11 protein-coding genes are annotated in these 14100 nt (G+C 54.9%); 8 read left to right on the top strand and 3 right to left on the bottom strand.

Going from position 1 to position 14100, the window contains the following annotated elements:
* Positions 1-31 precede the first annotated feature (31 nt).
* Positions 32-3580 carry a glycosyltransferase gene (locus tag JG725_RS00995; RefSeq protein WP_199376165.1) on the bottom strand — a complete coding sequence of 1183 codons (3549 nt, stop codon included), beginning with the start codon at positions 3578-3580 and terminating at the stop codon, positions 32-34.
* Positions 3581-3776: 196 nt separating this feature from the next.
* On the bottom strand, positions 3777-4898 hold the full coding sequence (locus JG725_RS00990) for a FliC/FljB family flagellin (protein WP_199376163.1): 1122 nt from the start codon (positions 4896-4898) through the stop codon (positions 3777-3779).
* Between the two features lie 1015 nt (positions 4899-5913).
* Between JG725_RS00990 and fliD the strand changes: the two genes are divergently transcribed.
* The 3 genes from fliD to fliT are packed head-to-tail and all read left to right on the top strand — an operon-like array spanning position 5914 to position 8167.
* Positions 5914-7323, top strand: a complete 1410-nt coding sequence (gene fliD / locus JG725_RS00985; protein WP_172288275.1) for a flagellar filament capping protein FliD — start codon at positions 5914-5916, stop codon at positions 7321-7323.
* 14 nt (positions 7324-7337) lie between these two features.
* Entirely contained in the window at positions 7338-7748 is a 411-nt protein-coding gene (gene fliS, locus JG725_RS00980) for a flagellar export chaperone FliS (protein WP_172288277.1), read from the top strand.
* A 47-nt stretch (positions 7749-7795) separates the two neighbouring features.
* Complete coding sequence (fliT, locus tag JG725_RS00975) at positions 7796-8167, top strand: flagellar protein FliT (protein WP_172288279.1); 372 nt, start codon at positions 7796-7798, stop codon at positions 8165-8167.
* A 165-nt stretch (positions 8168-8332) separates the two neighbouring features.
* On the opposite strand, the gene fliE is transcribed toward fliT, so the two are convergent.
* Entirely contained in the window at positions 8333-8650 is a 318-nt protein-coding gene (gene fliE / locus JG725_RS00970; protein WP_172288281.1) for a flagellar hook-basal body complex protein FliE, read from the bottom strand.
* 241 nt (positions 8651-8891) lie between these two features.
* Here fliE and fliF point away from each other — a divergent pair, with 241 nt between their 5' ends.
* The 5 genes from fliF to fliJ are packed head-to-tail and all read left to right on the top strand — an operon-like array spanning position 8892 to position 14100.
* Positions 8892-10598 carry a flagellar basal-body MS-ring/collar protein FliF gene (gene fliF, locus JG725_RS00965; protein WP_172288283.1) on the top strand — a complete coding sequence of 569 codons (1707 nt, stop codon included), beginning with the start codon at positions 8892-8894 and terminating at the stop codon, positions 10596-10598.
* Positions 10595-11587 (top strand): flagellar motor switch protein FliG, encoded by a 993-nt coding sequence (fliG, locus tag JG725_RS00960; RefSeq protein ID WP_172288285.1) that lies wholly within the window; start codon positions 10595-10597, stop codon positions 11585-11587. Before fliF ends, fliG begins: the two co-directional genes overlap by 4 nt.
* Positions 11580-12287 carry a flagellar assembly protein FliH gene (fliH, locus tag JG725_RS00955; RefSeq protein ID WP_199376162.1) on the top strand — a complete coding sequence of 236 codons (708 nt, stop codon included), beginning with the start codon at positions 11580-11582 and terminating at the stop codon, positions 12285-12287. The genes fliG and fliH overlap by 8 nt, the downstream gene beginning before the upstream one ends.
* A complete protein-coding gene (gene fliI / locus JG725_RS00950) occupies positions 12287-13663 on the top strand; it encodes a flagellar protein export ATPase FliI (protein WP_172288816.1) in 1377 nt (458 codons plus the stop codon). The genes fliH and fliI overlap by 1 nt, the downstream gene beginning before the upstream one ends.
* The gene (fliJ, locus tag JG725_RS00945) at positions 13663-14100 is read left to right on the top strand and encodes a flagellar export protein FliJ (protein ID WP_172288818.1); all 438 of its coding nucleotides are present in this window, start codon (positions 13663-13665) and stop codon (positions 14098-14100) included. Before fliI ends, fliJ begins: the two co-directional genes overlap by 1 nt.

Here is a 14100-nt window from a genome sequence, read left to right as displayed (position 1 = left end):
CCAGCAGCGGTTTCTCCCCATATTTACCCTATCAATCCGGCAGCCACGCCTTACGCCATAACGCCAGATTGTCGCCGGTCAGCATCCAGTCGCGTTTCACCGCGGTCTGCAACGCATCACCCATCTGCGCGGTGGCATCCAGATCGGCCAGATGCATACGAATCGCATCCATCCAGTCTTTATAGCGATTGCGTACTCGAGTAACCGGCAGATCGCCCTGATACGGGTCGAGGTCGGTACAGATAACCGGGAAACCGCAAGCGCCGTATTCCAGCAGGCGCAGGTTACTTTTACAACGGTTAAACAGGTTATCTTCCAGCGGCGCCAGCGCCAAATCGAGGTTCAGCGACGCCAGTTTGGCCGGGTAGAGATCGATCTCCACGCCGCGATGGAATTCATGCACATAGGGGCGCAGTTTCTCCGGGCACATGCCGAAAAATACCCACTCTACTTCATCGGCCAGATCGCGCACAATATCGGTAATTAACTCCAGATCGCCGGTGTGGCTGCTGCCCCCGCCCCAACCGACGCGCGGTTTTTTGCCCTGACGGCGTTCCCCCTGAACACTTCCCCACCACTGCGGCGGCAGCCGGTTTTCCACCACGCGGATATTGGGGTGCAGATCGGCAAAGGCTTCGGCCAGCGGCGCGGTAGAGACCACAAAGCGATCCATAAAGCCGAGGCTTTTACGCATCAGACGCACCACATCTTTGGGAATTTTGGCCCGATGCACGCTCTTTAACGGCACGTTGGGCAGATAGTCGTCCAGCTCATAAACCTTAAACGTCCGCGTGAAGCGGTTAAGACGCGCGATCCAGTCATGGAAGTAGGCCGAGGTTTGGCGCTGCAAGATCAGCACATCCGGCGCATAGCGTGCCATGGTGGGCAGATTAAGATAAACGTTGGACAGTTTGCCGTCGATCAGCCCCGCCTCTTTTAGCGCATTAAAGGGTTTCATCACCCGGTAATGGCCGCAGCCGGCCTGATCGGCAAAATGCGCCATCACCACCGGCAGCGGACGCCAGGTCAAAGGCCGCCAGCTTAGTTCGGCATCCGGCTCCAGTTCAAAACCCCGGCCGTGCAATGACAGATTGGTGTTATAAGCGGGATCGCGGGCGATCACCGGCAGCCATTTCTGATACATGGCGTCCTGCTCGGCGGCAAAGCGCAGACGCTTGGCTTCCGCCACGGCGGTATCCACGTTTTTCTGGCTGACGCTGCCTTCGTGCATCACCACCGCATACGGGGTCCAGACGGTAAGGTAGCCCGCCTCACGCACCTTAAGGCACAGATCGACATCGTTATAGGAGACCTTAAATGCCTGTTCATCCAGTCCGCCCACCTGCTGATACACCGATTTGCGGATCAGCAGACAGGCGGCGGTCACCACACTATAGTTTTGATCGACCTGCAGGCGCTGCATATAGCCCGCCGCATCCATCGGGTCGCCGTTAAACGGATGTTCCGCCGGGCTGCGCAGCCCCAGAATCACGCCGCCGTGCTGGATGCGCCGATCCGGATAGACCAGCTTGGCGCCGACAATACCCACTTCCGGGCGCAGGGCGTGATTGAGCAGATTATCCAGCCAGTCTTCCTGAATAATCGCGGTATCGTTATTCAGCAACAGAAGGAAGTCGCCGCGCGCCTCATCCACCGCCATATTATTGATGGCGGAATAGTTGAAGGCATGCGGATAACGCAGCACGCGAATACGATTCGGGTCGACCTGCGCTAGGCCGTTTAGCCATGCCTGCGCTTCCGGGGTTTCGCTGTTGTTATCGACGATCAGCAGTTCGTAATTTTTATAGCGGGTCTTTTCCAGCAGGCTGGTGACGCAGGCGATCAGCACCGGCAGTTGATCTTTGGTGGGAATAATAATGGAAACTAGCGGCTGTTCCTGATGGGCATAATTCAGCCGATAATGGCCCGGCAGCACGGATAAAACCTGTCCCTGCGAATAACCCCGGCGCTGTAAATGGCGCACCAGAATCTTTACTTCATCGGCAACCGTGCGCAGACTGATATTGTCCGCAATGGTCAGAAACTCCGCCAGATGACCAATGGATCCGATGCCTTTCTGTTCAATCAGCCGGACGATAAATTCGAATTCCAGCGCCTCGGGAAATGCCGCGTCAAAGCCGCCCAGCTCGCATAATACCTGCCGGTTAAACAGCCAATGCCGCGCCATGACCGCAGGTAAACTCAGCAGATAATCAAGGTTAAAATCCGGTCGGCACGATGCGCCCAGTTGATTATCCGCGCCGCGCAACAGTTGATCGCCATATACCGCGGCGCAGCTCTGCGCAGAAACCAGTCCCAGGCTGGTCATCAGCAGGCCGCCGGCGGTAAAGGTTTCCCCGGCCTGCACCAACATCAGCCAGTCAAAGGCGTAATCATCCGCAATCTGATTCAGCGACTGCGCCAGCGACTGTTGCTCTCTTTTACGCAGATCGTCGCACGGGAACCGATCCAGAGACAGATCGGCGCTGGTCAGAACGATGCGCAGCAGCTTCACGCCTGGATGCTGGGCGGCGATAATGCTGTCCAGCGTCGCCAGCAGCTTCTCTTCGTCTCCCTCTTCATCCAATACGACGATGGCAAACTCGCGGCCATCGGGATGCTGTGCCAGATAATCGGTAATCAGACGCGATTCACTGGCCGTCGGCACACGCTGCGCCAGCCATTCGGCGGTGGATTTTACCCCGGCACTACGCTGCTGCGCCTCTTGCAGCGCCTGTTCAAGATTAAACGGCGTAAAGCTATCCGGCTGGGCGGGGTCGGCGATTTGAATCTGACGACTTGGGGCGGCAACGTTATCGCCATCCTGCCAACCACGCAGCGTATCACGGAACAGCGTATACTCGCCTTCCGCCTTAGCACTCAGCGTGGACGATAGCGGCTCGCTGTCGATACGGTGATCGGTCAACGGCTCCGCCAGCATAATCAGGTTGCCCTGACGCAGCAGTTGGCTGTAAAGCGCCAGATCGGCAATCGATGCGATCTCTTGTCCATCAATCTGGAACCATGCCGGTGCCAGCGCCAGTAAATCCGTGCGACGAAACAGTACACAGCTCAGTTCGCCGATAAAATTCAGCACCGATTCGGCCAGAAAATGGTTCAGGCTGCGCCCGTCGATGATCTGATCCGCAGCGAACGGGTAAGCGGTGGCCATAATATCTTTTTGCACCTGCCCTTCGCCATCAATGCGGCGGCGGCGCGAACTGGCCAGCACAATATCGGGACGGGTCTCTATGGCCGTCATCAGTTTACGAACATGGTCTTCGCGCAGCACATCGCTGTCGGCCAGCAGCTTGATATACTGCCCTTGCGCCTGTTGCAGCGCCTGATTCAGCACCTCTGCGCGTTCAAATGAGGGTTCATGACGCTGGTAATGGATGGGGTAGCGGGAGGCGCTGCTTAGCCGGTAAACAATATTCTCGACCAGATTATCCCCGGTGCCGTCGCAGACGATAATTTCCAGGTTATCGATATCCTGCAGACAGGCACTGCCTAACGCCTGTTCAAAATAGCGCGCGTTGGCGGCCAGAATAATCACGCTGACCAGCGGGCTTGCTGTCATGAGTGGACCTCTTTAACGGTGAATTAACCGGCGAGCGCGACACGTATTGCCACCATCCGGTGAAAAAATAACGGTTATTTTAAAATGATACGAGGGGGAATGATGCGGTAAGCTCAGCCGGTTTACGGCGGTAATTCCGGCTATAAAAAAACCCTGCCGAAGCAGGGTTGAGATGCATGCAAAAATAAGAAAGGAATTATTGCAGCAGAGACAGTACGGTCTGCGGAACCTGGTTGGCCTGGGCCAATACGGAAGTACCAGCCTGTTGCAGGATCTGCGCCTTGCTCATGTTAGACACTTCCGTCGCGTAGTCGGCGTCCTGAATACGGGACTGGGCTTCGCTCAGGTTAGTGGTTGTGCTACTCAGGTTATTAATGGTGGAATCAAAACGGTTCTGCACTGCACCCAAGTTGGAACGCATATCGTCAACAGTAGACAGCGCTTTATCAAGCGTAGTCAGCGGATCGCTGGTCGCGGCTTTAGTCAGGTTATCCGTCGAAGTATCAACGTTTACAGTCAGGCCACCGCTGCTATCGATAGACATATCATTAGCAGTCAATTTGTAGTAAGCCGTATCACCGCTCGCACCAACGCCGTCTACATCGCCAGTCAAAGTACCGCTGACAAAGTAGTTGCCATTGCTGTCTTTAATCAGACCAGAAGCATCCAGAGAAGACGTGCCGGTACCGCTCAGAGAAACACCGGTGATTTCGGTGCTGTTGTATTTGTCACCAGTTACAGTGGTACCATCGCTGATAGCAACAGCACCAGTAGTGCCACTCGGACCATCAACGTTGAAGCCGGTCAGGTTCAGCGTAGAAGTGTTAATTGCTTGTAAGTCGATCTTGATGGTCTGACCATCCTGAGAACCAACCTGGATAGAAACAGAGGTTTTGCTACCGTCCAGTACCTTAACGCCGTTAAAGTCGGTCTGCTGAGAGATACGGTCTACTTCAGACAGACGCTGAGTGATTTCGTCCTGGATGGACTGCAGGTCAGAAGAGCTGTTGGTACCGTTCTGCGCCTGTACGGTCAGGGTACGGATAGCTTGCAGGTTATCGTTGATTTCGTTCAACGCGCCTTCAGTGGTCTGCGCCAAAGAGATACCGTCGCTGGCGTTGCTGGAAGCCTGAGTCAGGCCGTTGATGCTGGAAGTGAAACGGTTAGAAATCGCCTGACCGGCGGCGTTGTCGGCCGCGCTGTTGATTTTCAGACCGGAAGACAGACGTTCGATCGCCGTACTCAGTGATGCCTGAGACTTGTTCAGGTTATTCTGTGCAACCAGCGAGATGCTGTTGGTATTGATTACTTGTGCCATATAAGGAGTTCCTTTTAATCATCCAGTGGATGTTTAGCAATAAAGGTTCAGGCTTAACTGCCTACGGCGTCTACCACCGTCCTCTCTGATATCGGCGTTACCTTTCTAACCTTTAGCATTTAATTTAAAAAATTTTTACGTCAGGAGGAGTTTTATTCCGCTGCTCGGTGCTTTTATTACATTTATTCCGCCGTCTCTACGTTTTTACGCTGGCCCTCATTTCCGTCGTCCCTGCGGCCGTTGGTAGGGATCTGCTTTAAATGGCAGCTCGGTGCAGGAGATGCGCTTCTGTGCGCTGAGGGGGCCTCATAAATTGGAATATGTTATATCGAGAATATTTCGTGCGCGATAAAGCCACCATTTCTCTGCTACGTCGTAGTACGCGCCCGACGCAGGGTGGTTCAAACGCCGCCACCCTACGAACCCGGGCTTGTGGCTGAAATCACGCCGCTGGCGCGGTTCCTTCGGCGGTCGCCCCCTTTCCCGAACCGCCAGTGACGCGGCATACTCGCCCCATCCATGGGGCTCGCCCTAACGGGCCAGCACAAGTGCTGTTCAAAAACGCTCCCGGCGTTTTTGTCCGACGCGGCACTGGCTTGCGCCGCGTCCTGCGGCGCATTCGCGGGGTCGCCCACCTCAGCGTAATTTCTTACGCCGTAGGGTGAATAGCTTAAAGACTGAATTTATATTTAATATCAGCATGCTAAATATAAAGATACAAACAAGGTATTTTTATAGGGATTCCCCAGTGCCTTCGCAGACATGATGGGGAAAGTGGCCTGACTGCGAGTGCTTAACACAGTATTTGCGGCCGTTGGCGGAAACCTCCGAGCACGACCGAAAAAGCAGACATATCGCAGATCCGCGCCGTACTCTTCTGTTAATAGCCCGATAAAGCCATCATCAGTTTGCTTATTAACGGCAACGATATTTTTTCTTTCAGGTAAATTTTTATTCCATGCTGCCGATAACCACAAAACTGGATTTAAACGTCACTCATCAGGAGTAAGGATTTATGGCAACCACCATCGCCTCTACTACATCTACTATCGGGTCGCTGACATCGACGCTGGGACTCGGCGTGGGTTCCAGCCTGGATCTGTCCTCGCTGCTGGAATCCATGCAGGCCGTGGAAGAACAGAAGCTGACGGTCATCAGCAATAAACAGACCGCCTATCAGGATAAATCCGACGCCTATGAGGCGCTGCAGACGGCGCTGGAAACCTATTCCACCGCCACGGCAAAACTGACCGACAGCGATCTGTTTAACGCCAAAAAAACCTCCACCAATACCGCGTTTACCACTGAAGTCAGTTCTTCCGCCACCTCCGGCAGCTACAGCGTTAACGTAACCCAGTTGGCAACCGCGCAAACGCTGGTCACAGAAACTCAAGACAGCAAAACTACTCAACTGGGCACCAGCGGGCTAAGCGATCGCACCTTGAGCATTACCGTCGGTACCGGCAGCGCGGTGAGCATCAGCCTGACCGACGATCAGACCACTCTGACCGGCATCGCCAGTGCGATTAACTCAGCCAACGCCGGCGTTACCGCCAGCATTGTGCAGTCCGGCGATAGCAGCTACCAGTTGACCATCACCTCCAATGAAACCGGTGAAGCCAATACTATCGCCATCAGCAGCAACGACAGCGCGCTGGAAAGCATTCTCGGCGATACCAGCACCACCCGCACCGAATCCGTTGCCGCGCAAAACGCCAAATTGACCGTTAACGGCGTGGCGATTGAGCGTAGCAGCAATACCGTTACCGATGTGCCGGCCGAGGGCGTGACGCTAACGCTGACTTCGACCTCCAGCGCGGCGGAAACGCTGACCATCAGTAAAAGCATTACCGACGCCACCAGCGCCATTAAAGCCTGGGCGACCGCCTATAATACCCTGCAGACCGCGTTTACCACCCTCTCCGATCCCGAACAGGATACCGGCGTGCTTTCCGGTGATTCGGTGCTGCGTTCGGTAAAAAATCAGCTTAAATCGTTATTAAGCACCGCACAGAGCAGCGACACGTTTAAGGTGGTCAATGAGCTGGGTATTACGCTGAAAAGCGACGGCACGTTATCCGTCAACGATACCGACCTGATCAACACCCTGACCGAGAACTCGTCGGCGGTCAGCGACTTTTTCGTCGGCGATGGCAAAACCACCGGGCTGGCGACGCAAATGGTGGCCAAAGTGGACACCTTTACCGCTACCAAAGGCACCATCGCCCAGGCGAAAGAAGATATCACCGATATGCTCAGCAACCTGAGCAAGCAGTACACCAAGGTGCAGACCAGCATCGAGTCCACCATGGCCCGCTACAAAACCCAGTTTGTTAAGCTGGACGTGTTGATGTCGGAAATGAGTACGCTGAGTACCTATCTGACCAACCAGTTTGAAGCGCTGACATCCAGCAGCAACAGTTAATTTTGGAGTTCACCATGTCAACGATGTACGGCTCTCAGGCCTATGCCAAAGTCGGATTGGAAAGCAGCGTGATGAGCGCCGGCCCGCACAAACTGATTACGCTGCTGTTCGACGGGGCATTAAGCGCGTTGATGCGCGCCGATATCTTTATTCAGCAGGGCGATACGGTTGCCAAAGGCAATGCCATCACCAAAGCGATCAAAATTATCAGCAGCGGGTTGCAGGCCTCGCTGGATATGCAAAAAGGCGGTGAAATCAGCCAGAATCTGGCCCAGCTTTACGATTATATGGTGCGGAAACTGCTGCACGTAAATTTATACAATGACCGTGATACGTTGGCGCAGATTATCGAGTTGCTGCGCGGCATCGCCGATTCCTGGAAAGAAATTGGCGAGGATACGCCGGAGCAGGCAAAGGCCGGCTAATATAAACATTCCTGTAGTTTTATCGCGTTTTACACAAGGAAAATGTAATGCACGTCAGTCAATCCATGCTGAGCGGCTATAAAAGTATATTAGACATTAGCATTAACATGCTTCAGCTGGCGCAGCAGGCTGACTGGGAGAAGTTGATCGAACTGGAACAACTGTACGTTAATGCCATCAATGAACTGCCCGCCATCACCGAAGAGCAGACCGATAAGACGACGTTATCAGAACAGCAGCAGATCCAGGATTGCCTGCAACAGATTCTGCATAATGAAAGCGAAATCAGCCGCTTGCTTAAAGAGCGGATGGAAGAGCTAAAAACGCTGATCGGGACGTCATCACGGCAAAAGTCGGTGAATCAGGCTTACCATAAATTTGCTGATGATGAGTCTATGTTGCCGGGAGATATAAGTTAACCAGACAGACGCCGCTTACGGCGGCTTGAAAGACGGACATCTCCCGCGCCAGCAAACGCAGACCCCGCCTAAGGCAGCGGAGAATACGGGAAAGAGACGATGGTATAGGGCAGGAATGGCATTTTTCAGGGTAATACGGATTAACCAGATAATCGCTTATCGGTATTACACTGTCATATTCATAACTTCCTGGTAAGCCGAGACCAGCTTATTTCTTACCTGAATGCCCATCTGTAATGAAAGAGAGGATTTTTGCAAATCAACCATCACATCATTAAGCGCTATGCCGGGCTTGCCCAGTTCAAAATCCTGCGCCTGAGTACGCGCCGCCTGTTGCTGCGTGCTGATTTTGTCAAGGGCGGACTTCAGCTCAGCGGCAAACCCACCATTGCTCACATTCGATGAGACGCCGCCACCTGCCTGCGCCTGTATCGCGGTTGCCTGCAACTGCTGCACTACGGACTCTATACCCTGAATTGACATTTCGTTACCACTACAAATTAAATCATGATGAAACCATACCAGATTATTGCGTCTTCTAACGCGCTAAATAGCTATAAAAAACACAGCTAATTCAGCCATCGAAAGTGTACCTACAAGGAAATAATGTCATTCCTCCCCATTGGAGGCAGCCATTGTTGATGCGAATAACGTTATAGCTCATCAGGGAGTCTGTTTTGTTGTTACTAATAATTATCAAGATGTTTACCATCAGGAATATTGCATGAGCTCCGTGAAAAGCAGCCCACTCTCAAAAGGTAGTGATGGATTGACAGCGCTGCTCAGTCGCTTACGGGCCAACCCTAAAATACCTTTATTAATAGCGGCCGCGGCAGCCATTGCCATTATTACCGCACTGGCCCTGTGGGCGAAGAGTCCGGACTATCGGGTGTTGTACAGCAATCTGAACGATCGCGATGGCGGAGCCATTGTACAACAGTTGACTCAGATGAATATCCCCTACCGCTTCGCTGAAGGTGGCGGGGCATTATTAATTCCGGCCGATAAGGTGCATGAAACCCGCTTGCGTCTGGCACAATCGGGGTTACCCAAAGGCGGCGCGGTTGGATTCGAATTGCTCGATCAGGAAAAATTCGGCATCAGCCAGTTTAGCGAGCAGATTAACTACCAGCGGGCGCTGGAAGGTGAATTATCCCGTACCATTGAAACCCTGGGACCGGTGCAAAATGCCCGGGTCCATCTGGCCATGCCGAAACCTTCGCTGTTCGTGCGCGAGCAAAAGGCGCCCTCCGCATCCGTTACTCTGAATCTGTATCCGGGACGGGCGCTGGATGAGGGGCAAATCAATGCTATCGCCTATATGGTATCCGGCAGCGTGGCCGGCCTTCCGCCCGATAACGTCACCGTGGTGGACCAGAACGGCCGTTTGCTGACGCAATCCGACGGCACTGGCCGCGATCTGAACGCTGCGCAGTTGAAATACACCAATGAAGTGGAAAGCCGCTATCAGCGCCGTATTGAAGCCATCCTGTCGCCGATGGTCGGGACCGGCAACGTTCATGCACAGGTAACGGCTCAGTTGGATTTCGCCAGCCGGGAACAGACCGACGAGCAGTATCAGCCTAATCAGGCGCCGGAAAAAGCCGCGATTCGCTCGCAGCAACTCAGCCAAAGTGAACAACGCGGCGGGGCAAATTCTGGCGGCGTACCCGGGGCGCTGTCCAACCAGCCCTCCCCCGCACCTGTCGCTCCGATTACCACGCCGGCGGCCAATGCAAACAATAATGCCGCTAATCAGGCCGGGCAACAAAATAACGCAACAACCGCCCAAACCGCTGCCACTAGCCTGCCCGGCAATACCCGCCGCGACGAAACCACCAACTATGAGGTAGATCGCACCATCCGCCACACCAAGCAGAGTGCCGGAACGGTACAGCGTCTATCCGTAGCGGTGGTGGTCAACTATCTGCCGGCGGGTGAAGAGGGTCAACCCGCCGCCCTAACCGACGCGCAGTTGAAACAGATCGAAGATCTGACCCGCGAAGCCATGGGGTTCAGCAGCGAACGCGGCGATTCAATCAACGTGGTCAATACGCCCTTTACCCAGTCAACCGAGGGCGGCAGCGAGCTTCCATTCTGGCAGCAGCAGGCCTTCTTCGATCTGCTGATTAATGCCGGCCGCTGGCTGCTGGTGCTGATTGTCGCCTGGATATTATGGCGCAAGCTGGTGCGTCCGCAGTTGCAGAAGAAAACGCAGCAACAAGAGGCGGCGCTGGCTGCCGCCACTATGGGTAAAGGCGGAAAAGATGATGTGGTCGTGAACCTGAGCACATCGGAAGTAGAACTGCAAAGAAAATCGCAACAGCGTGTCAGCGCCGAATTGCAAAGCCAGCGCATCCGCGATCTGGCCGAAAATGACCCGCGCGTTGTCGCCTTGGTAATACGTCAATGGATGGGTAGTGAACTATGAGTCTGACCGGAACGGAAAAAAGCGCCATCTTATTGATGACGATCGGCGAAGATCGTGCGGCGGATGTGTTTACTCACCTCTCTACGCGTGAAGTCCAGCATCTGAGCGCATCCATGGCCAATATGCGTCAGGTTTCCCATCAGCAACTGACAGAAGTGCTGAAAGAGTTCGAAGTGGATGCCGAACAGTACGCCGCGCTGAGCGTCAATGCGGGCGATTATCTGCGTTCCGTGCTGGTCAAGGCGTTAGGTGAAGAGCGCGCCTCCAGCCTGTTGGAAGACATACTGGAGAGCCGTGAAACCACCTCGGGTATGGAAACCCTTAACTTTATGGAACCGCAAAGCGCCGCCGATCTGATTCGTGATGAGCATCCGCAGATTATCGCCACCATTCTGGTGCATCTGAAGCGCGCGCAGGCCGCCGATATTCTGGCGTTGTTCGATGAGCGCCTGCGCAACGACGTTATGCTGCGTATCGCCACCTTTGGCGGGGTGCAGCCTGCCGCACTGGCCGAACTGACCGAAGTGCTGAACGGTTTGCTTGACGGGCAAAACCTCAAGCGCAGCAAGATGGGCGGCGTGCGCACCGCCGCTGAGATTATCAACCTGATGAAAGCGCAGCAGGAAGAAGCGGTTATTGAAGCGGTACGCGAATTCGACGGCGAGCTGGCACAAAAAATTATCGACGAAATGTTCCTGTTCGAGAATCTGGTCGACGTGGACGACCGCAGTATTCAGCGGCTATTGCAGGAAGTGGAATCCGAATCGCTGCTGTTGGCGCTGAAAGGCGCAGACGAACCGCTGCGCGAAAAATTCCTGCGCAATATGTCGCAACGGGCGGCCGAAATTTTGCGCGACGACCTAACCACCCGCGGGCCGGTGCGGATGTCGCAGGTGGAAACCGAACAGAAAGCCATTCTGCTTATCGTTCGCCGTCTGGCCGACAGCGGCGAGATAATTATCGGCGGCGGCGAGGATACCTATGTCTGATGCCCTGAACGATCAACCATGGCAACGCTGGACACTGGACGACTTCGCCGCGCCGCCAGTCTCGCCAGCGCCGGAATCGCCATCCAGCGACGCGGATGAGCGAACGGAGGCGGCGGACGCGGTTGTTCAACCCGTTGACGAACTGCAAATATTGCGTGACCGTGTTCAGCAGGAAGCTTATCAGACGGGTTTTAGTCAGGGACAAAAACAGGGGTACGATGCCGGTTATCAGGCTGGATTGACAGCCGGTCAACAACAGGGGTTACAGGATGCTCACCAGCAGCAACAGCCGCTGACCGAGCAGTTGCAGCAGATGGTCACCGAATTCCAGCAAACGCTTGACGCGCTGGACAGCGTTATTCCCGCCCGGCTGATGCAGTTGGCGCTGACGGCCGCCAAACAAATTCTGGGACAGCCTCCGGTCTGCGACGGCACCGCCCTGCTCAATCAGATTCAGCAGTTGATTCAGCAGGAACCCATGTTAAGCGGCAAGCCTCAGCTACGCGTGCACCCGGCCGATCTCGAACGTATCGAGCAGGCTCTCGGCCCAACGCTAAGCCTGCACGGTTGGCGTCTGCTGGCGGATAATCAGCTTCACCCCGGCGGATGCAAAGTCAGTGCCGAACAGGGCGATCTCGACGCCAGCCTGGCGACCCGCTGGCAGGAGCTGTGCCACCTTGCGGCACCGGGAGAGCTATGATGACGCAACGCCTCGCTCGCTGGATCTCGTCGCTGGATGTGCTTGAAAAGCGCATTGCCGCTACGCCGTCCGTACGTCGCTACGGCCGCCTGACGCGAGCGACCGGGTTAGTCCTTGAAGCCACGGGGCTGCATCTGCCGTTGGGCGCGACCTGTTTTATCGAGCGGCAAAACGGTCATCAGACCGAAGAGGTTGAAAGCGAAGTAGTCGGCTTTAAAGGGCAGAGTCTGTTTCTGATGCCGCTGGAAGAAGTTGAAGGCATTACGCCAGGCGCGCGAGTCTATGCCCGGCAAAGCCTTGAGGGCACCCCACAGGGGAAACAATTGCCGTTGGGACCCGAACTGCTCGGCAGAGTGCTGGACGGCAGCGCTAAACCGCTGGACGGTTTTCCTGCCCCGGAAACAGGTTATCGCGCGCCGTTGCTTACCGCACCATTCAATCCCTTGCAGCGTACCGCGATTGAACATGTTCTGGACGTTGGAGTACGCGCCATCAACGCGTTGTTGACCGTCGGCCGCGGCCAGCGTATGGGGCTATTTGCCGGCTCCGGCGTGGGTAAGAGCGTGCTGTTGGGGATGATGGCCCGTTACACCCAGGCGGATGTTATCGTGGTGGGGCTTATCGGCGAACGCGGTCGGGAAGTGAAGGATTTTATTGAAAATATTCTCGGCAGCGAAGGGCTGGCTCGTTCAGTGGTCATTGCCGCGCCGGCGGATGTGTCTCCCCTGCTGCGCATGCAGGGCGCGGCCTATGCCACGCGCATTGCCGAAGATTTCCGCGATCGGGGCCAGCACGTCTTGTTGATTATGGACTCCCTGACCCGCTATGCCATGGCCCAGCGCGAAATCGCCTTGGCGATTGGCGAACCACCGGCGACCAAAGGCTATCCGCCCTCCGTTTTTGCCAAGCTCCCGGCGCTGGTGGAACGCGCGGGTAACGGTATACATGGCGGCGGCTCCATCACCGCATTTTATACTGTGCTGACCGAAGGGGACGACCAGCAGGATCCGATAGCCGATTCCGCTCGCGCCATTCTTGACGGACACATTGTTCTGTCTCGTCAGTTGGCAGAGTCCGGCCATTATCCGGCCATCGATATCGAAGCGTCGATCAGCCGCGCCATGACGTCGCTGATCGACGAGCGCCACTACGCCACGGTACGTCAGTTTAAGCAATTGTTATCCAGCTATCAGCGCAATCGCGACCTTATCAGCGTGGGAGCCTATGCCAGCGGCAGCGATCCGATGTTGGATCGGGCGATTCAACTGTATCCGCAGTTGGAGGCTTTTTTGCAGCAGGGCATGTTTGAACGCTGCGACTATGAAACGGCGCGGCAGAATCTGGACATGCTTTTCCAGACAGATAGGGGCGCATGATGAAAAGTGAATCGCCGATGGAAACATTACGCGATCTGGCGCAAAAAGATGCGGACGAAGCAGCCGTACTACTGGGTAAAGTTCGCCAGTCGCATCTTCAAGCGCAAAAACAGCTCGACATGTTGCTGCAATATGAGGACGATTATAGGCAGCAATTGCAAAATAATCTGGGAAGCGGCATCGCCTCTAGCAATTGGCATAATTATCAACAATTTATACAAACGCTTGAAAAAGCGATCGAGCAACATCGGCAACAGTTGACGCTATGGAATCAGCGCTTGCAGCAGGCGATTCAAGCCTGGCAGGCAAAACAGCAACGTCTGAACGCTTTTGTCACATTGCAGGAACGAGCCACGCAGAAGCTGGTGCGGCAGGAAAACCGTCGCGAACAAAAACTGATGGATGAGTTTGCACAACGTACCTCGTTGAGGAAATAA

This window comes from Brenneria sp. L3-3C-1 (assembly GCF_016456245.1).
GTDB lineage: Bacteria > Pseudomonadota > Gammaproteobacteria > Enterobacterales > Enterobacteriaceae > Brenneria.
This window is presented reverse-complemented; position numbering and strand designations above follow the sequence as displayed.